Origin of the sequence: Bacillus bruguierae (assembly GCF_037104725.1) — a bacterium.
GTDB classification, from domain to species: domain Bacteria; phylum Bacillota; class Bacilli; order Bacillales; family Bacillaceae_G; genus Bacillus_A; species Bacillus_A bruguierae.
In genome coordinates, this window is the sequence record NZ_JBAWSX010000010.1 from 102,655 (window position 1) to 127,921 (window position 25,267).

The 25,267-nt window shown below is 31.8% G+C and carries 24 protein-coding genes and 1 pseudogene; 13 read left to right on the top strand and 12 right to left on the bottom strand.

Features of this window, described 5'->3' with window-relative positions; translation table 11 throughout:
* The first annotated feature begins 14 nt into the window (after positions 1 to 14).
* From WAZ07_RS16750 to WAZ07_RS16760, 3 genes are all read left to right on the top strand, one after another.
* Complete coding sequence (locus WAZ07_RS16750; protein WP_336473370.1) at positions 15 to 515, top strand: GNAT family N-acetyltransferase; 501 nt, start codon at positions 15 to 17, stop codon at positions 513 to 515.
* Between the two features lie 22 nt (positions 516 to 537).
* On the top strand, positions 538 to 1,059 hold the full coding sequence (locus tag WAZ07_RS16755; protein WP_336473443.1) for a YfiT family bacillithiol transferase: 522 nt from the start codon (positions 538 to 540) through the stop codon (positions 1,057 to 1,059).
* A gap of 154 nt (positions 1,060 to 1,213) precedes the next feature.
* A complete protein-coding gene (locus WAZ07_RS16760; protein ID WP_336473371.1) occupies positions 1,214 to 2,101 on the top strand; it encodes a pentapeptide repeat-containing protein in 888 nt (295 codons plus the stop codon).
* Positions 2,102 to 2,153: 52 nt separating this feature from the next.
* Here the strand turns inward: WAZ07_RS16760 and WAZ07_RS16765 are convergent, their stop codons facing one another.
* Positions 2,154 to 3,347, bottom strand: coding sequence for an MFS transporter (locus WAZ07_RS16765; RefSeq protein WP_336473444.1), 1,194 nt, complete (start codon positions 3,345 to 3,347; stop codon positions 2,154 to 2,156).
* A gap of 279 nt (positions 3,348 to 3,626) precedes the next feature.
* Here WAZ07_RS16765 and WAZ07_RS16770 point away from each other — a divergent pair, with 279 nt between their 5' ends.
* Positions 3,627 to 5,300, top strand: coding sequence for a ribonuclease J (locus WAZ07_RS16770; RefSeq protein WP_336473372.1), 1,674 nt, complete (start codon positions 3,627 to 3,629; stop codon positions 5,298 to 5,300).
* A gap of 173 nt (positions 5,301 to 5,473) precedes the next feature.
* Here the strand turns inward: WAZ07_RS16770 and WAZ07_RS16775 are convergent, their stop codons facing one another.
* Positions 5,474 to 5,851 carry a PH domain-containing protein gene (locus WAZ07_RS16775; protein ID WP_336473373.1) on the bottom strand — a complete coding sequence of 126 codons (378 nt, stop codon included), beginning with the start codon at positions 5,849 to 5,851 and terminating at the stop codon, positions 5,474 to 5,476.
* 196 nt (positions 5,852 to 6,047) lie between these two features.
* Here WAZ07_RS16775 and WAZ07_RS16780 point away from each other — a divergent pair, with 196 nt between their 5' ends.
* From WAZ07_RS16780 to WAZ07_RS26290, 5 genes are all read left to right on the top strand, one after another.
* The gene (locus WAZ07_RS16780; RefSeq protein WP_336473374.1) at positions 6,048 to 6,917 is read left to right on the top strand and encodes a patatin-like phospholipase family protein; all 870 of its coding nucleotides are present in this window, start codon (positions 6,048 to 6,050) and stop codon (positions 6,915 to 6,917) included.
* Between the two features lie 262 nt (positions 6,918 to 7,179).
* Positions 7,180 to 7,665 (top strand): dihydrofolate reductase, encoded by a 486-nt coding sequence (locus tag WAZ07_RS16785; RefSeq protein WP_336473445.1) that lies wholly within the window; start codon positions 7,180 to 7,182, stop codon positions 7,663 to 7,665.
* A gap of 211 nt (positions 7,666 to 7,876) precedes the next feature.
* A complete protein-coding gene (locus tag WAZ07_RS16790; RefSeq protein ID WP_336473375.1) occupies positions 7,877 to 9,070 on the top strand; it encodes an alpha/beta hydrolase in 1,194 nt (397 codons plus the stop codon).
* 21 nt (positions 9,071 to 9,091) lie between these two features.
* Positions 9,092 to 9,505 carry a DnaJ family domain-containing protein gene (locus WAZ07_RS16795; RefSeq protein WP_336473376.1) on the top strand — a complete coding sequence of 138 codons (414 nt, stop codon included), beginning with the start codon at positions 9,092 to 9,094 and terminating at the stop codon, positions 9,503 to 9,505.
* 687 nt (positions 9,506 to 10,192) lie between these two features.
* The gene (locus WAZ07_RS26290; RefSeq protein ID WP_413788906.1) at positions 10,193 to 10,486 is read left to right on the top strand and encodes a site-specific integrase; all 294 of its coding nucleotides are present in this window, start codon (positions 10,193 to 10,195) and stop codon (positions 10,484 to 10,486) included.
* A 121-nt stretch (positions 10,487 to 10,607) separates the two neighbouring features.
* Here the strand turns inward: WAZ07_RS26290 and WAZ07_RS16800 are convergent, their stop codons facing one another.
* Complete coding sequence (locus tag WAZ07_RS16800) at positions 10,608 to 10,985, bottom strand: hypothetical protein (protein WP_336473377.1); 378 nt, start codon at positions 10,983 to 10,985, stop codon at positions 10,608 to 10,610.
* 563 nt (positions 10,986 to 11,548) lie between these two features.
* Here WAZ07_RS16800 and WAZ07_RS26295 point away from each other — a divergent pair.
* Together WAZ07_RS26295 and WAZ07_RS16805 are read left to right on the top strand one after the other, a co-directional pair.
* Positions 11,549 to 11,875 (top strand): annotated as a pseudogene (locus WAZ07_RS26295) (tyrosine-type recombinase/integrase); the annotation flags it as partial.
* A gap of 217 nt (positions 11,876 to 12,092) precedes the next feature.
* Positions 12,093 to 12,518: a hypothetical protein gene (locus WAZ07_RS16805; protein WP_336473378.1), complete on the top strand. Its 426-nt coding sequence runs from the start codon at positions 12,093 to 12,095 to the stop codon at positions 12,516 to 12,518.
* A 260-nt stretch (positions 12,519 to 12,778) separates the two neighbouring features.
* On the opposite strand, the gene WAZ07_RS16810 is transcribed toward WAZ07_RS16805, so the two are convergent.
* From WAZ07_RS16810 to WAZ07_RS16825, 4 genes are read right to left on the bottom strand one after another with little or no spacing between them, the layout of a single operon-like run.
* Positions 12,779 to 14,650: a nuclease domain-containing protein gene (locus WAZ07_RS16810; RefSeq protein WP_336473379.1), complete on the bottom strand. Its 1,872-nt coding sequence runs from the start codon at positions 14,648 to 14,650 to the stop codon at positions 12,779 to 12,781.
* Entirely contained in the window at positions 14,634 to 16,487 is a 1,854-nt protein-coding gene (locus WAZ07_RS16815) for an McrB family protein (protein ID WP_336473380.1), read from the bottom strand. Before WAZ07_RS16815 ends, WAZ07_RS16810 begins: the two co-directional genes overlap by 17 nt.
* 7 nt (positions 16,488 to 16,494) lie before the next feature.
* Positions 16,495 to 16,692, bottom strand: a complete 198-nt coding sequence (locus WAZ07_RS16820; RefSeq protein ID WP_336473381.1) for a hypothetical protein — start codon at positions 16,690 to 16,692, stop codon at positions 16,495 to 16,497.
* Positions 16,676 to 17,986, bottom strand: a complete 1,311-nt coding sequence (locus tag WAZ07_RS16825) for a hypothetical protein (protein ID WP_336473382.1) — start codon at positions 17,984 to 17,986, stop codon at positions 16,676 to 16,678. The genes WAZ07_RS16820 and WAZ07_RS16825 overlap by 17 nt, the downstream gene beginning before the upstream one ends.
* A 501-nt stretch (positions 17,987 to 18,487) precedes the next feature.
* On the opposite strand from WAZ07_RS16825, the gene WAZ07_RS16830 reads away from it, so the two are divergent.
* Together WAZ07_RS16830 and WAZ07_RS16835 are read left to right on the top strand one after the other, a co-directional pair.
* On the top strand, positions 18,488 to 19,525 hold the full coding sequence (locus WAZ07_RS16830) for a PIN domain-containing protein (protein WP_336473383.1): 1,038 nt from the start codon (positions 18,488 to 18,490) through the stop codon (positions 19,523 to 19,525).
* A 345-nt stretch (positions 19,526 to 19,870) separates the two neighbouring features.
* Positions 19,871 to 20,125, top strand: a complete 255-nt coding sequence (locus WAZ07_RS16835) for a hypothetical protein (RefSeq protein WP_336473384.1) — start codon at positions 19,871 to 19,873, stop codon at positions 20,123 to 20,125.
* A 157-nt stretch (positions 20,126 to 20,282) separates the two neighbouring features.
* Here the strand turns inward: WAZ07_RS16835 and WAZ07_RS16840 are convergent, their stop codons facing one another.
* From WAZ07_RS16840 to WAZ07_RS16860, 5 genes are all read right to left on the bottom strand, one after another.
* Positions 20,283 to 21,413: a hypothetical protein gene (locus tag WAZ07_RS16840; protein WP_336473385.1), complete on the bottom strand. Its 1,131-nt coding sequence runs from the start codon at positions 21,411 to 21,413 to the stop codon at positions 20,283 to 20,285.
* Between the two features lies 1 nt (position 21,414).
* Positions 21,415 to 23,073 (bottom strand): helicase-associated domain-containing protein, encoded by a 1,659-nt coding sequence (locus WAZ07_RS16845; protein WP_336473386.1) that lies wholly within the window; start codon positions 23,071 to 23,073, stop codon positions 21,415 to 21,417.
* Between the two features lies 1 nt (position 23,074).
* Positions 23,075 to 23,608, bottom strand: a complete 534-nt coding sequence (locus WAZ07_RS16850) for a metal-dependent hydrolase (RefSeq protein ID WP_336473387.1) — start codon at positions 23,606 to 23,608, stop codon at positions 23,075 to 23,077.
* 330 nt (positions 23,609 to 23,938) lie between these two features.
* Positions 23,939 to 24,313, bottom strand: a complete 375-nt coding sequence (locus WAZ07_RS16855) for a hypothetical protein (RefSeq protein WP_336473388.1) — start codon at positions 24,311 to 24,313, stop codon at positions 23,939 to 23,941.
* A 24-nt stretch (positions 24,314 to 24,337) separates the two neighbouring features.
* Entirely contained in the window at positions 24,338 to 25,237 is a 900-nt protein-coding gene (locus WAZ07_RS16860) for a DUF3994 domain-containing protein (protein WP_336473389.1), read from the bottom strand.
* Positions 25,238 to 25,267 lie beyond the last annotated feature (30 nt).

The following is a 25,267-nucleotide window of genomic DNA, read 5'->3' on the forward strand; positions in this document are numbered from 1 at the left end:
GGAATGGTTAGCGTATGGAACTCTATTTAGAAAAATTAAGGGCAGAAGATGTAGAGGAATTGTTTGTTTTTGAATGTAGTAACAGGGCGTTCTTCGAAAAGACGGTACCAAGCCGCGGTGAGGATTACTATACATTTGAAACGTTTCAAAAGATATTTTATGAATTATTACAAGAGCAATTTGAATGTATTTCATATTTTCATCTCATAAAAAATCATGAAGGAACAATTGTTGGACGAATGAATTTAGTAGACATTGAGAAAGATAAAGAATTGGGGTATCTTGGATATAGAATAGGAGAAACATATGCCGGAAGAGGTATTGCCACTAAAGGTGTAAAACTCCTTTTAACTGAAGCTGCAAACTATCACGTTACTGAAATTCATGCAAAAACAACACCTGATAATATTGCTTCTCAAAAAGTATTAGAGAAGAGCAATTTTTCACGTAGCTCAATTGATGAAAACGTAGCTCAAACTGATTTTATCCATTATGTTTGGAGACATACTAACTAAAACAAAAAAGGAGAACAATACAATTATGGACTTACGTTATCCGATTGGTCATTTCACTTATGAAGAAAGTATTACGCAAGATACAATAGAAAATTGGATAAAACAAATTGAAAACCTTCCTACTGAATTAACGCAAGCAATAAAAGAATTAGATAAAAATCAGCTAGATATGCCATATCGTCCTGAAGGATGGACAGTACGCCAAGTTGTTCATCATATTGCAGACAGTCATATGAATAGTTATATTCGTTTTAAATTAGCACTGACAGAAAACAATCCTACGATTAAACCGTATATGGAAGAGAAATGGGCAGATCTTCCTGATTCTGAGCTTCCGGTAGATGTATCTTTAACAATTTTAGAGTCATTACATAGGAGATGGGTTACTTTGCTGAGATCGATGAAACCTAGTGATTTTGAAAAGACGTTCCATCATCCTGAATCAGGATCTAATAAATTAGGTGTAACGATTGGGCTTTATGCATGGCACGGTCGTCATCATACTGCCCACATTACTTCTCTTCGCAATCGATTAGGATGGTAATAAGTTTAGAGATTATAAATTAGGCAGTTGAAATCTTTTATTTAATAAAGAATAGATTTTGATTTTTATAGCATAACCGTTTTTTCTAACAAATGAAGCAACAAATTATATATTCATTCATGTAAGGAATACGGAAACAAAGGAGATGCACATATTGTTTGAGAAACATAATGATCCAAATATAAAGCGCGATACTAGTTTTAATAGTTTGCGTGCTGACTGCGAGAACTGCTTCGGCTTATGTTGCGTTGCACTACCTTTTGCAGCTTCAGCAGATTTTGCAATTGATAAAGACGGTGGAACACCATGTAAAAATCTCCAATCGGACTTTCGGTGCGGCATTCATAAGAATCTTAGACAACAGGGGTTTAAAGGGTGTACTGTTTTTGAATGCTTCGGTGCAGGGCAAAAGGTTTCGCAAGTCACTTTTGAAGGAGTTAATTGGAAAGAAAGCCCAGAAACGGCAAAGAAAATGTTCGATGTGTTTCCAATTATGCAGCAACTTCATGAAATGCTCTCATATTTGACGGAAGCCTTGACGTTGAAAGCGACTCGTCCGATTCACAGAGAACTGAGGCGCGCACTTGATGAAATGGAACGACTTTCGCAACTTAGTCCTGATTTACTCATAGAACTAGATGTTCCATCACACCGAGCGTATATAAATGATTTACTTTTAAAGACAAGTGAACTCGTGTGGATAGAATCAAATCGTCAGCGTAAGGGTTCTCAAAAAAGCAAGAGAATCAATCATCGAAGTGCTAATCTTATGGGGGCAAATCTTAAAGGAGCAGATCTTAGAGGAGCTAACTTAAGAGGAGCATACCTGATTGCTGCTAACCTTCGCGGTGCAGATATGCGAGCGGCAGACCTAATCGGTGCTGATTTACGAGATGCTGATCTTAGAGGAGCAGATCTCACAGAGAGTATTTTTCTTACTCAAGTTCAGATTAACTCAGCGAAGGGCGATGCGCGTACAAAATTACCTCACTCGCTCTCTCGCCCAGCACATTGGTCTGCTTTGGAAACGAAAATGAATTAAACAACATAAAAGAAATCAACAAGGCTCTGCTATAAAATAGAGCCTTGTTGATTTAATTATCTTTGGGTCTAATAAATTTAAGAGCCAATATAGCTCCCAAAAGAGCAAGAGAAATGGAAAGGTAAAAGATATAATTATCCGGTCCCTTCATTAATAAAGCAAATAAAGGCGGACCAGCTGCTACACCAACAAAACGCATAGAGCTATAAAGAGATGTGATAGATCCCCTTTGTTCTTTTTGTACCCCTTCCGTTACTAAAGCATCTAAGCTTGGAAGAGCCACTCCGATTCCAATTCCACTTATCACAAGACTAATGATAATAATATAAATATTTTTAAAGAATATCGGGATTGTTAATGTTATTCCTAATATGAGAAACCCAGCACATATACACCATTTCATAACTCCCTTTTTATCTCCAATCTTCTTTCCGGTTATATAAGAAGTAAGGGAGAGAGAAGCTAAAGGGATTGCTAGCACAAGACCTTTCCAAACCCCTTCTAAGTGATAACGTTTTTCTAAAATCGAGGATAAATAAAAAAGAATACCAAATAAAATAAACATAATGATTCCACCTAGCAAAAAAATAGGGAGAAGCCAACGCCCTTTTTCCATTAAGATATCTTTTACATTTTGCAGGAAGACTTTTAATGGAGGCGCTTCCTTAGTTGAATTCGGTGGTTTAACAAGAAACATAATTAATATAATTGAGACTATACACAAAATAGGGATAAACCAAAAAGGAAGAAACCAGATAAATGAAGCTAATAAGGAGCCTAAAATCGGACTTAAAACTTTCCCTAATGTATTTGATGTTTCTACTAGTCCTAGACCAGAACTAACTTGTTCTTCATCTTGAAACATATCACCTACACAAGGAATAACAACAGGCATTGCCCCGGCCGAGCCAATCCCTTGAATGATTCTTCCAATTAAAATCCATGTATAAGGATTGTCTAGTTTCCATGAGACCCAACCAGTAACTGCTCCCCCAATAGCTGCTATAAATAGGCTAGGAATAATCACTTTTTTTCTTCCCCATTTATCAGATAAATATCCAGCTACAGGAATCAAAATAATAGCGACGATAGAATAAATGGTAATAATAAGAGAAACTTGGAGGTCAGTAATGTTCAATTTTTTTTCGATTAATGGAAGGACTGGAATTAACATGGAATTTCCGAGTGTCATAACTAAGGGTACAGATGAAAGAGCCCATAAACTCCATCTGTCTTTTCTGTCTATGTTTATAAGTACTCACTCCTTAATCAAATGTATATGATATTAGCTTCTAACATTTAAAAATCTACCCATATGCTGCAAAAATGAAGTATTCAATTTAATTAAAATTATTTACCTTTTATTAAATCTGTATGCAAATTGTTCATCTGATTAATTAATAAAAGGAAAATCAATGTTTGATTCACTATAAATTAGAATAACATTTACTTAGATAGGTTAATCATAAAAAGGAACTCCGTATTTTTTATATACACTTAACTATTTAAAAGGAGGATTTTGATTTTGGACAAGGCAGAAAATACACTATCTATCTTTGCCTTAGGTGGTGTAAATGAAATAGGGAAAAATATGTATGTGATACAATATGCGGACGATATCGTGATAATTGATTGCGGTTCGAAATTCCCTGATGAAAGCTTATTGGGAATTGATTTGATTATCCCTGATATTACATATTTGCAGGAAAATAAAGATAAGATTCGAGCTTTAGTAGTAACGCATGGACATGAAGATCATATTGGCGGTATTCCATATTTATTAAAACAATTGAATGTGCCAATTTATGCAACACGCTTAACGCTAGGCTTAATTGAAATTAAATTAAAAGAACATAGACTGGGAAATGTAACTGATTTATTTGTTATTGACTCTGAATCGCTAGTTGAACTCGGACAAATAAGTCTTACTTTTTTCAAAACGAATCATAGCATTCCAGATTGTCTTGGGATTGCCTTTCATACGCCAGAAGGTACAGTGGTGCATACTGGGGATTTCAAGTTTGATCTAACTCCAATCAATAATCAATATCCTGATATTCATAAAATGGCGAAAATTGGAGAAGAGGGTGTCTTAGCTTTACTCTCTGAAAGTACAAATGCAGAGCGATCTGGCTTTACGCCATCAGAACGATTAGTCGGTGACCATATTGAAGAGGCATTTTTCAAAGCCCATAGAAAAGTAATTATTTCGACCTTTGCTTCTAATGTTAATCGAGTACAGCAAGTGGTGGATGCTGCGATTAAAACAAATCGAAAACTCGCTTTACTCGGAAGGAGTATGGTAAACGTAGTAACCGTTGCATTAGAGAAGGGATATTTGAATATTCCAGAGGGAATGTTAATTGAGGCGCATGAAATCAATCAAATGGATCCAGAAAAAGTAGCCATTCTTTGTACGGGTAGTCAAGGTGAACCGTTGGCTGCTTTAGCTCGTTTAGCTAGCGGAAGCTATAGGCAGGTAGATATTCTTCCTGAAGATACCGTTATTATCGCTGCTACTCCTATACCAGGAAATGAACGAAATGTTTCACGAATTGTAGACAATTTATTTTTATTAGGGGCTAATGTGATTTATGGATCAGGGAGTTCAACAGGAATGCACGTTTCAGGACATGCTTATCAAGAAGAATTAAAATTAATGCTTACTTTAATGAAGCCGAAATATTTCATTCCGATTCATGGTGAATTTAGAATGTTGCATCATCATCGCCTTTTAGCAGAATCTGTTGGTGTTAAGAAAGATAATATCTATGTTATTAATAACGGGGACGTTGTTAATATAAGAAATCAAGTGGCTGATCAATCTAGACGAATACCTGCAGGAAATGTATATGTTGATGGATTAGGTATTGGAGATGTTGGAAATATTATTTTACGTGACCGCAAACAGCTTTCTGAGGATGGTATGCTTGTTATCGTCATAACTCTTAGTAAAACAGAGGGGAAAATTATTTCTGGCCCAGATATCATTTCACGCGGATTTGTATATGTGCGTGATTCGGAAGACTTTTTGAAGGAAATTAATCAATTAGCTACAACAACCATTCAAAATTTACAAAAGAAGGACGTTAACAATTGGAATGTTCTAAAAAAGCATATAAGAGAAACCATTGGACAATTTTTATACGAACATACAAAAAGAAAACCAATGATTCTTCCTATAATTATTGAAGTTTAAACGAATTTTTCATTTCACAGCAATATGCTATAGGGGATAAATAAAGATAATGGAACACAAAAACAGACTATCATAGAAAAAGTCTGTTTTTGTATTTTTAATCAATATCATTGTATGTTGTTCCAAAAAATACGGGGTTAATACTTTTTATTTAGTATAAAAATACATAATTATTATTTTGTTGTATATGCTACAAGCGCTTTTTGAATGCTATAAATACTATCATCTTTTCTAAATTCTTTCGTAATTGGATTATGCATGCTTGATACCCAAATTTTTAATTCAGCATCTAAATCGAAATGTCCAGCTGTTTCGATGCTAAATTGTGTAATATTTTTATATGGAATAGAATGATATTCCGTCTTTTTACCGGTCATACCTTGTTTATCTACTAAAATCATACGGCGATTTGTAAATACGATTAAATCACGAATTAACTTATAAGCGTGTTCTACTTGTTCGTCATCGAGCATAATTGCTTGTAAATCACGTTTTACTTCACTTATATCTGCATCAGATGCATTTCCTAAAAAACCACTAAATAAACCCATTATGAATTCCTCCTTTATGTATAGAATGAATCTCTTTTATTGTAGCATGTAATGAAAAACAGATTCTTACTTTTAGGTATAAGAATTAAATTGTAATTGCAATGAAATGATTTAATACTTCATCATAATATCTTATGCTAATATATTTGTGGAAGAACTTTTTATACACAATGAACTTATGATAGAGGGACAATATATGAATAATATCGGATTAGTTTTAGAAGGCGGAGGAATGAAGGGGCTATATACAGCGGGCGTATTAGAATATTTTATGGAGCAGAATTTGTATTTTCCCTATGTAATAGGTGTTTCAGCAGGAGCGTGTATGGCTGCTACGTATTTGTCTCGTCAAAAAGGAAGAAACAAGAAAGTAAACACAGAACTTGTAAGCGATCCGCGCTACATTTCTTTTCGAAATTTTTTACGAAAACGCGAATTGTTTGGCATGGATTTTTTATTTGATGAAGTACCTAATAAAATTGTACCGTTCGATTTTCAAACATTCCATGACGGAGCAGAACAGTTTGTTATTGGAACAACTGATTGTGAAACAGGAGAAGCTGTGTACTACAATAAGCATGAACATGGAGATGATATTTTAAAAATTATTCGTGCATCAAGCTCTGTACCATTTATTGCGCCGGTAGTTGAATACGATGATAAAAGGCTACTTGATGGAGGGATTACTGATCCAATTCCGATTCAGAAAGCGCAGGGTGATGGATATCAAAAAAATGTTGTGATTATGACAAAGCCAGCGGGATATAAAAAGCAGCCTAGTAAGCTTACTTCCATTGCAAAATGGTTATATAGACAGTATCCGAATGTGGCAGATCGCCTTGCTCAGCATTCTGAAATCTACAACAATACTGTATCGTATCTCTACTCAGAAGAACAAAAAGAAAATTTCTTTGTAATTCAACCGAGTGTGCAATTACCTGTAAGTGGATTGGAACGTAATCAAGAAAGATTGGTTCATTTATATGAACTTGGTTATAACGATGCGAAGAATCAATTTGAGCAGTTAAAAGAGTGGTCATTGGCTTTTAACAAGCAGCAGAAATAGCGATTAAAAATAATTGTCAAGATTAGGCTATTACATTGAAAAAGGGAAGAGGATAACAGCATATAAATCAAGTTAATTTCATTTACCGTATTTTTACAATTCAATAAAAACAAATCGTCCTCAAAATCTACATCTATATTCAATTAGAAAAGGAATTTGACTTCTCACATTAGAATTTAGTATCTGATGTGTAAATAAGAAGGACAACGATATGAGAACTCAATTTCACCATATAATAAGATGGAGTAAAGGAGATGAGAATATGATAATATCCGCAATGGTTGCTGTAGGAGAAAATAATGAAATTGGCAAAGACAACGATCTTCCCTGGAGACTTCCGAATGACTGGGCATACTTGAGACGAGTTACTATGGGCCATTCTATCATTTTAGGAAGAAAGAATTATGAATCAATAGGAAAACCTCTAGATGGTCGTAAAAACATCGTCCTAACAACAAATAAAGACTATAAGGCTGAAGGTTGTCATATAGCTTATTCGATCGAAGACGCCCTTTCTAAATGTGAAGGAGAAGAAGTATTTATTCTTGGGGGAGAAGAAATCTATCGGCAGTTTCTTCCTTACACTCAAAAGTTGTACATAACTAAGATTCACGCTCCTTTTGATGGAGATCGTTTCTTCCCAACGATTGATTATTCCTTGTGGAAAGAATTATCAGTCGAAAAAGGAATTAAAGATGAAAAGAACCACTATGATTATTACTTTCATGTATTTGAGAAAATAAAATAATTTCGAGAAGAACTACCGATAACTAGGGGTATGTTAAAAAAGGTGTTTTCTAGACAGGAAAACACCTTTTTTAACATACTTTATTCTATATAATCGTCCTAAATATAAATTTCGTTCACAAAATAGAAACTATATCCACAGTAAATAACAAGGAAACGAGCAATTTATTACTGAAATAAGTATTGAATTGGAAAGAGAAGAGGAGGCAAAAATGAAGAAACTAATGAGTCCAATTATGCATGATTTGGCGAAGCAGTTAAATCAGGGAAATCCTTCTGCTGTTACATTGTTTTTAGAGAGCATAAAGAATCAAGAAACACCTATTATAGAGACTTGTCCAATTGATGATGAGTACCATCTTGTTACATATATTTGGCTAGGTGATGAACAAACTAAAAATGCATATATATTTGGAAGTTTTCCTGGTTGGGATATAACAGCGAATGAACTGGATAAGCTTTCATATACAAACATATGGTTTAAAACGTTTCGAACAAAAGAAAAGTTTGCTTCGACGTATTACTTTTCAATTAATGATGACTTTGAACAAAATTGGGTAAAACGAAGTGAAAATTATAAGCGTGATCCATTGAATTCTAAAATGTTTGGGCATGAAGCAGAACCAATGTCTTTTTTAGAGCTAGGCCTATCGTCGCAGATTGACAAAACAAAGCAGCAAACTCACATTCCTAAAGGAAAAGTGGAAACACACCAGTTTCATAGTTCTATATTAAAGAATGAACGACAACTTTGGATATATACTCCACATATTTACTCACCTGAACAATCTTCTTATGACCTTCTTATCATGTTTGATGGCAGATCTATGCTGCAGACGTTATCAGCAGCTGCAACACTAGATCATCTTATACATACAAAAGAAATTCCACCGTGTATTTTAATTGGTATTGATCATGTAGATCGATTTACAGAACTCACATTTTACGAGGAAATGAATATGTTTTTAACAAAAGAACTACTTCCTTGGATTCAAAAAAGATATCACGTTCATGCAGATCCATATCATACAACAATTGGTGGATTCAGTCTTGGTGGTTTAGCAGCTTTTTATGCAGCGTTGCAATATCCAGATATCTTTGGAAATGTTTTATCATTGTCTGGTTCTGTACATTGGAAAAAAGAAAATGACGAAGGATCACATCCTTGGATTGAAAATCAATTTAAAAGAAGCAGCACATTATCATTACATATTTATATGAGTGCTGGGGAGTTAGAAAATAAACCATTGTTAGAAGCAAATAGGAGGTTAGCACAAGTACTTAAAGAAAAAGAATATCAAAGTACCTATGTTGAATTTCCTGGTGGTCACGATGTATTGTGGTGGCACAAACAGTTTGCTCAGGGATTAGTGTCCTTACAACAATTTAAAATACCTATGAAATAATAAAAAGGGAGGAGAAAACATATGAAAGATAGAGAAAAAGATTTAGATAAAGCATTAAAGAAACAAGAAATTTTAGTGAAAGATGAAAAAGTATGGTCATATACGTATGAAGATCATATTAGTTCGATTATTAAACGATCGCAAAAAGAAGGAGTATTTGATGATTTAGTAGGAAAAGGGAAGCCACTACAAATTGATAAAAATCTCTCTTATAATCCAGAAAAACAACTATATAAAACGATGAAAGATAATCATATATTACCGAGGTGGATTGAGCTTTCGAAAGAGATCGATATGTTAAAGGAGAAGTTGCATACATGCACCGAAAAGGAAGAAACTGCTGCAATGGTTGAAATAATTAATAAAAAAATTCATGAGTACAATTTAACTTGTCCGCCGTCAGCGCAAAAAATGAAGATAAATATACCAAGTTAATATTTTAGCATGGTTATCTAAATTTGATACAGTTCTTTATAGAAGAGAATATTCATAATGTGACATCATAAAAATTACAGAGAAATATCATTAATTATGGACAGCGGGTATATGGATCAAACTCTTAGCAAGTAAACCATTACTATTATTAAAATTCTCCCCAAAATAATAAGGGAGAATTTTTTTATTTCATAAAAACATTATGTTAACTAAGAATTATGAATTGAATAAAAGAAAGATAGGTTAGACAGAATTATGCGAAATTTTTATATACAGCAAGCTTCTGTGAATATTTAGAAACTAAGATATAAATGGATATAAAAGAAAGAGAAGTTCACAAATACAATGTTCAATGAAATTCAATATAAATTATGTGTGAGGATTCAGCATAAAATTTTTTACGGCGGTATGTAATGAATTTTGTGTATGAAATTTTAGCGTGTATTTAAATTTATGAAGTTTTAAACCGGTATGTAAATATGCTATGGATTGTTTCAAAAATTTCCGTTTCATCTCAAAATGTATAGTTTACTTGTTTTTAGAGATATAAAACTCCTTTCTTTTCACAACTACCTATAATTTATATTATGTAAACTAGAAAAAAGAATTAACATACCAATAAGTTAATCTTCCACCTTCTTGTAATATTCAATATCAGGAAGTCCCCTATTTGAACTTGACGATAATCTGGAGCATCGACTTAATAATGTTGATGATTTTTTAATGTATTTACCAGTTGAAAAAAATTATTCTGAGAATACGCTTCGGGGTTATACGTATGATTGGGGTTGTTATCAAAAATTTTTAGTTTCTTATAACAGATCATTAGAATTGACAGACCTCACAACTTCAACTAGTCGTCGTTTTATTCAAGATCAAGTGATTAATTATAAAGTTAAACCACGTGCATTACATCGTAGAATTTCTTGTTTAAAATCATTTAGTCAGTATTGTTTAAAAGAAAATTATATTAGTATTTGAGCATCCTTATTTTCGTGAACTTTTGAAACTGGTTGTTGATTTTTATTTACGTGATTTTCTAATTCGTTTTCAATATCGGTTAAAGCCTTTTTTATCTGGTGAATTTTTCTTTTATCCCGTCTTATATAAAATTGAATGTTCTCTGATTCACTATGTCCCAACAAATTTTATCTGTAATTCGGTTTAGCTGTTTATTTTGCAGTGGAATTCCTTTAATTCCGTAGCATAAATTATCATTAAACTTTAAATTGTTTTCCTCGATATAACGCTTCAAAGCTGCCATTAAACCAGGTGGTATTGGAAGAAATTGAACTTTATGTTTCGAATTATCTATTCCTGCATTATATACAATTATTTCTTCAATCCAATTGATATCACCTACCTTAAGTAATGACAACGAGTGATTACGTAGTCCAGTAAACATCAGCAATTTAAGAGGAATTTCCATATCCAAACCTTGTTTTTTAAAATCATCTATTGCAGTATAGACTTTCTTCATATCATCGAGATCCATTACTCGAGAATGACTTCCAGAGTGCGATCCGGGGATTGCTATTGCTTTAAAAGGATTTTTCTTCACAATATCCAATTCTTTGCAAAAATGATAAATAGATGACAATGATGCGATTCTACGGTTTATAGTTTTGTGTGTTGCTCCCTCTTCTATTTGTTTTTTTATCTATTTATGAACTAGGTATAGCTTTTCCCCATTATTAAGGATAGGCTCCTCGTTATTATTCATCAGAAACTTTTCAAACTTTTTTACATCTTGTATATAACTTTGAAAAGTAGTATCTGTCCAATAACGATGTTCTCTCACATAAAATAATGCTTCAAGAATATGCGTATTGTGAGTTATTGTTTCACTAAGGTTTTTCTGATTTTCTTTTAAATGAGTGCTATATATAGATTGGGATGTAGTCATTTGACTATACCTGCCTTTCATTGTGTTAAATGAAAACTTTTACTAAAGCTATTATGTATAACTTTATTATTGAATGTTTATTTTTAAAAAAGGAACATATTAACATTAAATAATAAAGTTAATATTCTCAGTTTGATTTTGAAAGAAATATAATTACTATCTCATCTGGGACTAAGTCAACAATACAAACGGTATATATGACAGAGTTACTAAAGAAACAATTTCAATATTACTTTAGTCATCCCAAATGGATTGAATGGAGTATAAAGAACAAAAGGGATAATAAAGTGTTTTTTCATAGGAATCGTCCACTAACTAAGGGGATTTTAAAAAGGCTCCTTGATCGATTTTCTAATAAAGCAAGTCTTATTAGAGAAATAACAGCCCATGATTTGCGTCACACAACAGCATACCTCATGCAACAATCAGGTATGCATCTAACTCTACAATACAAAGGCAATTAAGGCATGCATCTTCTTCCACGACACTTCTCTCTCCCTTAATAACGAGTTGATTGAGATTGTGGAAAAAATTAAATGAAATATTATCCAAAAAGAAATATATGCGAATTTACAAAAAATTGTATATGGAAATATAAACAAATGTAATATTTCCCCTTGAAATCCAAGTGTTTTATTGTAAAATAATGGATGTGTTTACTAATACATTAGGAGTGATTAAATGGGGAAATTGAAGAAATGGGCAGCTACACTGAGTTCTGTAGTAATTTTGGTTTCTGCATTTACGTTTGTAACACCAGCACCAAAAGCAAGCGCACTAACTTACAAGTGTCCATCTGATGGGTATGGAAACGGATTATTACAGCCTGGTGAGACATGCGAGTATACTCCAGAGGTTTCTGTTTTACCAGACGACGATATTCCATTTTTTGTTAAGAATACAGGGAGGCAAACTGTTCATTGGAGATTTGTTCGAGTATGGGATAAAAAGATAGTTCATCCAGGTGGATACGTTTACCCAAATTATACAGTTAGGGGTACTTTGGATCTAAATACGTTTGGGAATGTCAGACTAGAATTGCGTTGTACTAGTGGGGCTACTATAACCAACAATTGTAACGCTGAAGGTTGGTTTGATGCTTGGTAATAAAAAACAAGTATTTAATACTTTTTTCTATAGTCTAAAACATTTTTTTAATAAGACAAGAAACATCGTGGCTTTATTTCAAAGCTACAACAGGATTTATAATCAATCTTTTTTATAAAACTACAACATGATGAGAGTTTTTTAGTTTTCTTTTAATACAGATACTGTTTATAAGTAGTTACGTTTCATTATCAAAGACCACTAAAACTTGATTCCATAATGAAAGAGCGTGAAAAGGAAACACAATTCCTTTTCACGCTTCATAAATCATCTAACCAATCCTCTAATTCTTCAAGTACCTCTTCTTCTCCTTTTGTTTGCCATTCGCCATTTTCTTGTGCAAATGAGAATAATTTAATATATAAAATTGGAGGTACTTCTTTTCTTAAAGCTTCATTTTTTGCACCACCATATAAACAAATTACTTGATCCACAACAGTACGGTTCCTTCTTCTCGCACCACTTTTTCCAGAATAGAAAAATTGATAATAACTCGTTAATTGATGATATGTAGTAGTAGCATATTCATTATTATGCATGTTTGCTAACTTCCGAAATTTAGCATCAAAAATTATACAACTTTTAAATAATAAATTTCCATCTTCTTGCTTTTCATACAAATCTAACTTTATATCAGGTCTACATTTTTCTTGAGTTGTAAAAAAAGCATCCCCGCTTTTTTCTGCCGCAAATTTATCACCATGGTATTTATCATACCAACAATGAATTACAGATTTTTCATTTTCAAATTCAAAACAAGTTCCTTCAGGAATCATACTTTGATAATACAACTCTTCAAAGTTAGGATTAAATTCTCTTTTGCTTGTATAACCCAGTTTCATCAAGCAATCAATGACTGTAAATAAACAATAATACTCATATATTTTCCAAAATGGCTTTAAAACTTTAATATAACGCTTCTTATCTCCAGCATCTTTTTGAATATTCTTTGCTTTTTCATAAATATCATTTAATTTATAATAATTATTTGATTTTAATATAGGTTTATTTTTCCCATAATCAACAGATGTAAAGAATGTATTATTTAGAATATATACAATGCGACTATACATTGATCGTAATTGTTCTATCCATATTTCTTGCTGATTAGCTATCTGCCTATTTTTTTGGATGTTCTCCTCTGTTATTGTAATTAAAGAATACACATTAATTTTAGTTGGTCTTGCTACTTCTCTTTGTCTGTGTAAATATTCTTTTTTTTGATATAGTTCATTTTGTTGTTGCATCAATTTATTTAAATCTTTTTTAACTACTAAATAACTATTTGAAATTGCTCCAATTACTTCATGTAGTTCTGCACTCCACCTAGACAAAATGCTCTTTATCCACTGGTTCGGCTTATTATTATAATCTACTTTTTTTACACGATTATAATAATATGTTTGATTACCTAATCCATTATTTTTCGCTAAGCCTTTAACCGTGCAACTCCAACGAATAGAATTTTGATCAAGTTTTCCTGGTATCACACTGATTTCATTCTCTCCTAATAAATTACTTAGTGGATGTTTTTCTAACGATAATAACAAATAAAAAATTAATTCTTTTTGGTCTAACATATACCGTGCATAATCATAATACCAATTTGTTAACACATTATTTTTTTCTTGAGACATACTTTGTTTACTATAAACAAGATCGTAAATTACACCTTCAATTTTGGATTCTAAGTATTGATGAACAGCATAAACTTGTTCTGTTGATAAATATAAAGGTTTAACAAAGAATCCAAGAATGTACGAACTTCCTTTGTAATACACCTTCATTAAGTAAGTACCCATTCGCCATGGGAAATTTTCCTCATCTTTGTTCTGATAAATCCAATATACTTCATCACATGTATTAGAAAGAGAAAATGTAAAAGTCACCTGATTATCAGTTTCATCATATAAAGATGTTTGGACTTCAATTCTTGCTTCTTCATCAAAGTCTTCAGGGGAATCAGCATAAAATTTAATTCCGACTCGTAATCCTTCAAAAATTTCTATATTGGATTCCTGATGAGTATATTCATTTGAAGAATATAAATGATGAAATCGTTTCTCCTCAACATCATTATGAGTAAAAGAAATACTAAATGGAATTTTTTTATCTTTATAACGTATAGCCATTTCTAACCAACTCTTTCGCTTTTTGCTCTAGATATTTTAACGATTTCTCAAAATTTAGTTCTTCATATTTAGATAAAATCATTCCAATTGTACCTTCTTTAATTTTCCCCTCACTATCTACCTTAAAAACTATATTTTCAATTTGGTCACGGTATCCCCGAATTTTGGGTAAAATACGTTGTTTGATTTGATAATCGAATGCAACATCCCGCGAAAGTAACTCATTTTCATCTTCATCTTTTGGAATATTAGCCAAATAAAGAGCTATGTCTTTAGCAATACGGAAAGATACTCCTGTCTGAGAATCATAACTACTGATTTGTTCATGAATTTCATCTAAAATTTTAAGTTCTACATCCTCTAAAGATATAAGTCCTTTTGCCTCCCGAATCCAATACTTATAGTTGGGTGCTGTAATTTCAGTATTCATGTCAATTTTATGCTTGATTTCAGCTGGCTCACTTGACTGTTCTTCTTCATATATCTTAGCTTCCAAAAATCCTTTTTTCTCTAAAATAATTACATTAGAACGATCTAACATACGGTTACTAAAATCTTTTGTTGTTTCATCAAAGTTAGCAGTACCAATAAATAAAACATTTTCTCCAATTTCTAAACCATTTCGGTACTCTTCCTGATGACAAATTGCTTTGTCACTAAACAGTTTTAAGTATCTTTGTTTTGCTGGTGCTTCCAATACAGAAATAAAATCACTAAAATAATGCTCTACTTGCCCCAAGTTCATTTCATCTAAGATAATCATAAACATTTTATCTTTTTCTTTCTTCGCCCTTAATAAAAAGCTCACAAGTCCTGTATCACTTTCCATGTAAATACCTGTTTGTTGGTTTAAAAAGCCCAGTATATCTGCTGGCACTGTATATGACGGGCTGATAGGTAAAAACAAAAGATTATCTTTTTCCTTTAACCCTAATGCTTCTGCATATAAGCGTGCTAACTCCGATTTCCCCGTTCCACTCATCCCACCTAAAATTGTAAATTTACTTGTTTTCAATGAAATATGAAGATTTTTGATATCATTTTTATCATAAATTAAGTCTTTTTCTTCAGCTAAAACATCAAGTCGTTCTAAAAATTCATGTTCTGCTATTAGCCCTATATTAGCTTCCTCTTTCTCCTCCGCGTTTTGATTTCCTAACAAAGAATCACCTTTGTCTGTGAAATCACTATGCAAATATGAATTATTTTTTTCCTTTTCAATTTGCTTATAAGAATCAATAATATATTCTCCAAATTCATCAAATTGGCTCGTTAATTCTAAGCGTGTTTTTGTAGAAATAAAACAAAGTTCTTTATACATTGCCTTTGCCATTGAAAAATGCCATTCCTTTGGTAAAGGAATTCTTTTTATATCTTGTGCTTTGCGGCAAATATAAGTTGTTGTTCTTGCCGAGTATTTTTCTAACACATCTGAATCAGGAATATGGTAAATAAAGTTGTCACATACAATAAATTCTGGGATTTCTAAACTATGATTATACTGCTCTAACTCTATAGGTTTTTGATCAATTAAAAGCTTCTCAAAACGTTTGTGTGATATCCCTTTTTTGATATGAGGAATTGCAACATAATGTAAACATGCTTCTCCCTCCTCTTCAACTAAAATAATATCAAAGTTATAATGATAGCGTTTTCTTGATTCTTCGTAAGTTAATTTAGGTTTAAATAAAATAAGTTTATTTTTAAAATGCTCACGTATAAAATTGACTTTATCATCCGTATTAAAGTAAGCTTCTTTCTCTAAATAAAGCTTGTTCCTATTATCAAACGTGATATATACTTCTTCAGCCTTTTTTCCCAGAAGGGTTTTTAACAAATACGGTTCATCTGAACATGCTTGAATATAAAAAAACAACATTATCGGGTCCTGAAAATTTAGTGTAACTAACAGCTTTTCCAGGATCAATTCCTATTCCAGGAATCCCAGGTCCATCTTCAGCTAATTTACCTAAAATAAAACTCTCTTCAATTTCCCTTTTATTTGTGTAGTTAATTTCCTTTTGTTCAAATCTCGTCAGCATAAACAAATATCTCCTTTCTATTCAAACACTCTATAATCTCTTTAATATAAGAACATATATCATACTGTCCAATTTCCTCATATCGAAGTTGATGCTCATCTAATAATTGTTTAAATCGATACCAATCCCCGCCTGTAGAAAATGATACCCTTGTGATAAAAATAATTTGATTTTGTAAATAATTTTTATCATTTCTTTTTAATTGTTTACGAAACTGTGAAGGTGAAATTGTAACTCCTTCGAATGGTGTATTCATAAATTGCTCAACATCTTTTGTAACAATCATAAAGTCATTTTCACTAATTAAACGTAAAAAAAACATTTGCAACGGCTCATTTTTTTCTAAAATCTTTTTAAGCCTACTATTCTCATCTTCTATTTCTTTCAAGTATTTATGTATGTTCTGTAGCTCTTCTTTTTGAGAACTATACTCAACATTCAAGTTTGCTAACAATTCAATAAAATTTTCGTTTTCTTTTTCGAGAATTTCATTCATTTTTTTAAATTCTATTTGCTCTGTTTCTAATGTTTTTAATTCCTTTACGTTCTCTTCTAGTCTCTTTGTATATATTTTAGATACAATAACTTCTATAAGCGGTACATACTGTTCACTTTTATATCTTTCTTCTTTTAGTAAAAATGATAATAAAATACATAAGTACATATTCTTTGAAGAAGATGCTAAAAGTCGAAATGTTGCTTCTTCATCCAATGTTGATTTATTTATCTTTAAATATTCTTCTTTATAATTGGATTCGAGAATCTCATTTTCGAAATTCTTCAAAAACGTATATGTATCATCTTCTACTATTTGGTTTCTAATAACTTTATATATTTTTTCTAACGGTGTACTATCTAGTTGATTTGATAAACCCGAAAATACATACTTATTATTTCTTACGTTTTCGACCATTTGAATAAAATTCTTTTGATATTCCTCAAAATATTGATAATATACTATTGCAAAAATCTCACAAATCTTAACATCTGAACATACTTCCATTCTTACTATAAATTCTTCAAAACCCAATTCTGATATATAACGATGTTTATTAAGTGTCTCCTCAGCCATCTGATGTAACATATCTTCATATGGTAAATGATCCCCTTTTTGATTACGCCTTTTCTTTTTCATTCCATTAGTCAATGCTGTTTTTATAGCATTGACTAAAGCCTTAATTGGCGCATTTGTCATGTCTCTTTGAAATCCTGTAACATTTAGTTTAAATTTCTTACAAATGTATGCCATTTCTGTTTTGTCTAATATTGATAAAAATACTTCTTGTTCAAACACACACGATTCACCCCTTCTATTTACCTATAAACATTGTACATCTAATAATTCATTATTTTCCACTTAATAGAACAAATTGGGTAAATTTCTTTTTCATGTAAATGATCATTTTTGAAAAAAATATAAAAATAATAGTGAACCTTTATAAAAAGTTATTTTTATTATAAAGTTGAAATAAAGTCACGATGTTTAAAAAAGACGCGATGCTTTATCCCTTCAATCAAAGAATGCTAAGTGAGGTTTGATTAAACTTTTTTATAAAAATCTCATACGTATTTAATAACATTAACTCCATTTTGAACAATTTTTTTCAAAATGTGAGGTTTTCTTCTATTAGTAAATCAACGCTTGCAGCCTACTTTTGATCAAGTTTTATTCCAAACCTACAATAGAAATTACAAATACTTTTTGTAAAAAAATATTATATCCACCTTTATTAAAGTATAATAATTGTATAATTAAATATTGAAAGCGATTTAATATCTAAAAGGAGAGAACCTAATGTCCTATTTAATAGTTTTGGATACAAATATTATATTTAATGATTTCTTTTTTAAATCTGCCGATATGAAAAAGTTACTCAAATTCACACAGCATAAACCAGTAGACCTTTGTATCACAAAGTTTAACTATCATGAAATCCTAAAAAAATTTAAGGATGAAATTAGACCTCTGATTAAAACAGTAAAGGGTACTAGAGCTGATTTAATAAGGTTAGAAGCATCCGAGATAATTAATTTTGATAATTTAAAAGCTGATATATTTGTTGAAAAATATAAGAATACTTTTGATCGGATAATTGGAGAAAATAATATTAAAATCATTGATTTTCCTAAATCGGAGGGTGTTACGGAGACAATTTCACTTAAATATTTTAATAATGAGAAACCGTTTGATGAAAATAAAGTTTCTTTTCAAGATGCAATTATATGGGAAAGTATAGTGGAATATTGTAGGGATAATGAACCAGATCAAGTAGCATTTATCTCAAATAATCACAAAGATTTTGCTAATAGAGATAAAAGCGATATTCATGAGAATTTAGCAGGGGATATTCAAAATTTATCGTATTATAATTCATTATCAGCATTTTTAGAAAATGAAGAAGACAATTTAAGAGACTACTTTATTGATAACTTTGAGTACGATGAAGAATCATTAATAAATGATTTAAAATCATTCTGTGAGAGAAATAATTTTATGCAGGATACTATTGATGATATGCTATTTAATGATCATTTTGAAGGTGAATATTTTAGTGGATGGGGTACTGATGGGTATATTGAGGAATACGATATTACTATAAGTGAAGTTTCTTTGGATATTGAAGATAATGCTATGTTAATATCTTTTGACATTCAAGCCGATGTGAGTTTTAGTATTGAAACTTTAGATCCGACATATGAACGCGGAGATTCTGGTGATGGAATGATATCAGAAAGTAGTAGTACACAAATATTGATACATAGTAATGTAACTTACTTATTAGAGGATGAAGAACTAATAGATTACGTTGAATTAGATAGGGAATTTTGTTAGCATGCTGATTATATAAATATTTCCTTAATAGGTATATTTTATTTAGCGTGAATTTGAAATAGAGTGACGATATTTGTAAGAAAGACACAAAGTTTATAAAAAAGATATGATGCTTTATCCCTTCAGGTAAGGAACTTTAAGTGGGCTTTAATCAAACTTTTTTATAAAAACTGACCTTAAATATGCTGGATAAGAATCCATTTTGATCAATCTTTTTTCAAAATGGATTCTTTTTATTTACCGTAGAATACGCGTTAACACGATATTTTTAATCAAACTTTATTTCAAAACTACATTTATTAAGAATTCAAAAAGTATCTCCTGCTCAAGCAGGAGATTTATTGTTTGTGTATTCCATACTTTATTGCACATGAAGTAGTTGGGCAAGAATTTGATAATGTAGTTGCTGTGTTAGATCAGTATTTTTTCTACAATCAAAACGGACAGTTAACTACAAGAGGTATTGCTTATTATTATGATGTAACAAAAATGCTCTTTCAGATGGTAACAAGAGCTAGAAAAAAACTTCATATCATTATTATTAATAATGAAGATGTTCTAAATAAATGTTTGGGTATTTTGAATTCTAATAAAAAGTAATTGATTTCAAAATATATAACACTAACCATACAAATAAAAAGAGTGATATTATTTCGCTCCTTTTATTTGTATTATTCCGTATCAATTATAACGATTTACTTAGAAGTAAAATTTATATATAAAGCAGAACGTTTAAAAACTTATCAGTGTTGAATTTTTACGAACTAAACTGTTCCAAATCATATCGTACTACATCGGGTATATACAAAGATTTATTTAATATAGCATGAGAAATTTGACAATTATCCCCACAAACAAAATGTTTTTGTTCTTCTTGTAATGACATTAAATCATAAACTAGAAAAAAACCACTATCCTTTAATGAAAGAGTACATCCTATTTCCATGATAAGAAATGGATCAAAATTATAAGGAACAAATAGCTCAAATCCTGCAGAAATTATAAGGGAATTCTCATTCCAACTAGGGTGACTTATGCCCTTAGCCAGACACCACCCTTCTGGTGTTAACCGTGCAAAATTTCGACTTTCCTTTTCTATCTGTTCAATAAGTCCATATTGAATTGCAAATCTATATCCTGTATTTTCAAAGGATAAGATGTTTAGGTCAATCCATTCTTCAGGATCCTGTTGATATTGTCCAACACTCTGCAAGCAAGATACAGAGAAATTCGGACTGAGCTTCTGATAAAAACGTTTTAGACTTGTAAACATATCTCTTCTTTTCCAAACCAACAGTCCCTCCTCATCTAAACTATACTTCGAGTCTTGTTTATGTAGGATCCCAGAACGCACAAAATAATCTAGAAATTTATAAATCCACGCTCGATCTTCTTTCGTAAAAAATAAGTTTTGTAGCACTTCCCTTACAAATCGATCTTTCTTTGATAGTTTGCATTCAAACTTCTGAACCTTCACAACATAAGAAAAAAATAACATACATTTCAAAAAAGGCGTATACACCACGTTCGCTGTTTCATGAGGAAAAATTTTTATCAAATACGTTCTTCCTTCTTCTCGCATTAATTTTTGTATATCCGATGGAATTTTTTCATCAACTACTAAACCAAAACGTGACAACTCTTGAATACTTACCGCAGATAGCACTCGATTCCCAAAACTAGAAAATATTAATTCTTGTTGTACCTCACTAGATATATAAGGAAACACAAGCTGACGTAATTGATTTATATCTTTAAGTTTAGATACAATGCTTGAGATTAGCCAGTGCTTAGAAAAAGGATCTTTTTCATTCATGAGCTTTAATTCTTTAGCAATACAAATAATAGCCGATTTATCTAATTGATTTAACGCCTCTGTTAAATTCATATCATTTCTCCTCCCTGTTCCCTATCCATTCTGCTTTATGGATAATATATGGAAACCCGTAATGAAGAAGACAGATTCTGCGTTTTCTATAATCTTTTTCTTCAATAGTTCCTTCTGAAACAAGAGAGTATAACAATCCTTCTTCTTTTCCCTCCTCCTTGGGAAGGATCTTTCCAATCCGTAAGTATTCTTCTCGTTCAGACCCTTGTTGATAAGAGGTAGCAACAATAACATCTACCCCTTTTAATAATACTTTTTCAGCTTTTAAAGAAGAAATGTTACACCAGCTAATTTGTTTATTATTGAACTGCTTAATCAATGCTTCATTTTGACTTTCGTCACTCATACCATGTATACTCTCTATGCCAAAAAGTTTTTTGTACCTCTCAATTAATTCTGTACGATATGATGTAATTACCATCTGTTTTTGTATATATTTCATTAATAATTGTTTGACGATATCATCCTTCTGTACATTAAACGCCGCCAATTCTCTTCTTTTATTCGAATTCTCACTATATCTGTTATATTGTTGCTTCATTTCTGCAGAAAGAGGTACACGTACTTCTATACAAGTAATAGGAACGTTAAATCCTTTCTTAATTAATTCTTGATGTAATATTTCATACCATTTTGGTCCAACTAAAGCGAAAACCTTATTTCCTTGCTCATCTGCCCTTGCTAACGTAGATGCCATTGCCAATCGGTAACGTGTTCGAATTTCAATTGTTCTTTCATAAGTTTCAGCAGGTAACTTATATGCATCATCATAGATAATAAAACCATAGCCATGAAATGCATCAATATTTTTAGCAATATTTGCGTATGTACCAATAGTAACAGGGGGGAGTTTTTCACTTTTCATTTCATATACTCCGATGTAATGCTCTGTAAGATCTGTCTTATCTAGTAACTCTTGTTTCCAACGATATGCACTTTCCTGGTTTTCAACAAGGATTAAGGTCGTAGTCTGAAGGTACTCCATTATTTTAAGCGCTACAATCGTTTTTCCAGCTCCCGGTGGCATAAGAATGGTCCCACCTCCACCAGCTTTACTCTCATATTGTTGAAATGCTTTGGCAGCATCTTTTTGGTAATCTCTTATTAGAAAAGGTTCTCCACTAATTGTTCGAGAAACTAAGTGAACACCTAAAGGTTCTCCTGGATGGAAAGTAAAATCTTTGACAAACAAATCATGACTAAACAATATTTTTTTAATTTCTATTCGATGACGCATCGGAAAAAGCATAGAATGAGAACTTGGATTTCTAATTGCTTTAGATTTAATAGATTCAATACCTTGAATTTTTTTTATAATGCTATCGTGTTTGGCTACAAGTAATAAATCTCCATGCTCTTCATGGAACTCTAATGTCCCATATGCTTGTATGTATCTACGAATCTCGTTCCGAAATGAAACTGGAATTTTTGTATAGGAATATTCATCTAATACATTTAAAATGTCGTCAGCTACCAGTCCTTTAGCAGCAGCTGTCCACAAAGTATAAGGGGAAATACGAAAAGTGCTTACACGCTCTGGAGTTTGAATTACATCAGCAAAGGGTAGAAGTTTTGTCGTTAACTCTCTTTCTGGATCAAGCCAGTCTAACACATATAATTTTTTACTATTTGCATGAACAATAAGTGGTTTGTTATACATTTTACATCGCTCCAATTCTTAAAATCATGCTACTGAGTAATTGGATTGTTGAGTATACAAAGGAAACAGCTAATCCATTTATCAATAATACAATGAAACTAACCATAGATATCCAGAAGATTACATTCTCAATGGAAGAGCCTACTTTAAAAGTAATCGGAGCTTTATAACGTTTATCATCAAATGGAATAAATAAACGAACCCCCTGATTAGTAAAATAATCTCCAATAAGATGAAATAAATATCCCATGCTTAATCCTAACAAAAAGGAATAAGAGAAAAGAAAATACAAAAGAGAAACAATAATCCAAGCCACAAAAGAATGAGTAAGTCCTCTATGTCCAAATTTCTTTTTTACAACTTTTGCAATTCCCAAAGAACGTCGCCCTATGTATGAATTTGGTTCATCAATATCTGGCAAAAGGCTTCCTAACAATATTCCTGTTACATATCCAAACGAAAAGGGATAACCTGATATAAATGAAAGTGTAGCTCCTAATGCAACAGATGTAGTCATATGTGTATCATAACGCACTACTCTTTCCTCTCCCTTATAAGAAAGTATAATAATACTTTTTATCACAATATGAGCGTTATATGTTTACTATGACAAACACTAATAAGGGTTTAACACTATTGTATTTACACTGTACTTTTAAGCTGTATCTTATAAAAGTATTCGGCAGCATTAAGATAAGCAAAAGCAGCAACTAATTTAAGTTCAAAAAATATTTTGTCAAAAATAAAGTGCATCTTCGATTGTTAATTGTGTCTAACAATCGAAGATGCACTTTATTTAGAAATCACTTTGCTTTTAGCTAATAATAGTAACTTTCCTTTTACTTTTTCTTTTTATAGCAACATATCAGTTTGGGAGATATTTTTTGAATGAATGTAAGTATGAAATTGGTAAAATCTCCGCACCTTCTTTATTAAAAGTAATTAAGGTATTACGCATACCGTTTACGAGACAGGCTATCCTCTTAGCACTTTCTCCTTTTACAGAAGCACTATAATAATCAAGGAGTTTTAATAAATTTTTCTCAATGTCTAATACATATTCTGCGTAAACTCCATCTAAAACTCGGATTTTCTGAACGTCTTTACTGCTATCTTCCGAGTTAGCTTGCTTTTTACTTGTCTCGTGTTCTTTAGCTGTTTCTTCTTCTTTTACTGTTACACAACCGCTAAATAACAAGGTGACTGGAATAGCAATACCTACTAGACTTTTTAGTTTCATAACGCATACCCCTTTAGCGTGAACTTACTTCCGTTTTTGAAGTACTTGCTCTTGTCCTTTCTCGTCTACCAGTGTTAACGTATCACCTTTTATGGATTTAACTGAGAACTTTATTGATACTCTTAAATCGTCTTTATCATATTTCTTACCGTCTTTTACATACTCACTAGCGTCTAGTGTTAATTTATTTGTATCTGCATTGTAAATCCATTCTCCGTAAATATGGTTTTGCTCATGTGTCGTTTTGCCTGTGTCGTCAAATGCACTGTATTTACCGTCACTACGGAAGTCTAACCCTACATTAAAGGTAGAACCGGAATAACTACCCCATTCACCGACAAGTTCCTTACCGTTTTCTGATACTTTGATACTGTCTTTGGCTAATTCAGTCTTATCTTTACTTCTTGTACTACTTTGTAGGTCGTCTTCTGCTTTTTGGATTGGTTTCATTCCAGTAGTCCAGTAGTCTTTACCCTGTTTTACTAACTCCATAGATTCTTTCAACTTAGTTTGGTCAGGCTCTTTCTTTACAAGTTCTTGTGCTTGGGTTTGATATGCCTTACTATAACAATCTACCGCTTTTAATATACCTTTATGGGCGTCTTTAAACTCTTTAGGTGGTTCGAAGCTATTAAACTTTTTAATTGTTTTCTGTAAGTCTGCTTCTTGCTTTACGAACTCTTTTGCGAATGTCTTCTCATCATTACTCTTATCCATTGCCATGTCAGTTATCTCAGTTATCTTCTGTGTTAACTCCATAGCTAGGTCGTTTATCTTTACTAAATATTTATCTTTCGATAATACTTCTTTCTTATCTTGCTTTGCTTCTACTTTTGTACTTGGCTTGTCTGCTCCTGTATCTGCTCCGCAACCTCCTAATAACATGATTGGAAGTGCTAAACTTACTAGTTTCTTTGCTTTCATCGTTAATTTCCCCCAATTATAATGTTTGTA

Bases quoted from the DNA above. Each gene is read 5' to 3' on its own strand.
- WAZ07_RS16750 (WP_336473370.1), top strand. From the start codon at position 15: ATGGAACTCTATTTAGAAAAATTAAGGGCAGAAGATGTAGAGGAATTG.
- WAZ07_RS16775 (WP_336473373.1), bottom strand. From the start codon at position 5,851: ATGGGTTTATTTAGTGGTTTTTTAGGAAATGCATCTGATGCAGATATA.
- WAZ07_RS16780 (WP_336473374.1), top strand. From the start codon at position 6,048: ATGAATAATATCGGATTAGTTTTAGAAGGCGGAGGAATGAAGGGGCTA.
- WAZ07_RS16785 (WP_336473445.1), top strand. From the start codon at position 7,180: ATGATAATATCCGCAATGGTTGCTGTAGGAGAAAATAATGAAATTGGC.
- WAZ07_RS16790 (WP_336473375.1), top strand. From the start codon at position 7,877: ATGAAGAAACTAATGAGTCCAATTATGCATGATTTGGCGAAGCAGTTA.
- WAZ07_RS16795 (WP_336473376.1), top strand. From the start codon at position 9,092: ATGAAAGATAGAGAAAAAGATTTAGATAAAGCATTAAAGAAACAAGAA.
- WAZ07_RS16800 (WP_336473377.1), bottom strand. From the start codon at position 10,985: ATGAAGAAAGTCTATACTGCAATAGATGATTTTAAAAAACAAGGTTTG.
- WAZ07_RS16805 (WP_336473378.1), top strand. From the start codon at position 12,093: ATGGGGAAATTGAAGAAATGGGCAGCTACACTGAGTTCTGTAGTAATT.
- WAZ07_RS16810 (WP_336473379.1), bottom strand. From the start codon at position 14,650: ATGGCTATACGTTATAAAGATAAAAAAATTCCATTTAGTATTTCTTTT.
- WAZ07_RS16820 (WP_336473381.1), bottom strand. From the start codon at position 16,692: ATGCTGACGAGATTTGAACAAAAGGAAATTAACTACACAAATAAAAGG.
- WAZ07_RS16830 (WP_336473383.1), top strand. From the start codon at position 18,488: ATGTCCTATTTAATAGTTTTGGATACAAATATTATATTTAATGATTTC.
- WAZ07_RS16840 (WP_336473385.1), bottom strand. From the start codon at position 21,413: ATGAATTTAACAGAGGCGTTAAATCAATTAGATAAATCGGCTATTATT.
- WAZ07_RS16845 (WP_336473386.1), bottom strand. From the start codon at position 23,073: ATGTATAACAAACCACTTATTGTTCATGCAAATAGTAAAAAATTATAT.
- WAZ07_RS16855 (WP_336473388.1), bottom strand. From the start codon at position 24,313: ATGAAACTAAAAAGTCTAGTAGGTATTGCTATTCCAGTCACCTTGTTA.
- WAZ07_RS16860 (WP_336473389.1), bottom strand. From the start codon at position 25,237: ATGAAAGCAAAGAAACTAGTAAGTTTAGCACTTCCAATCATGTTATTA.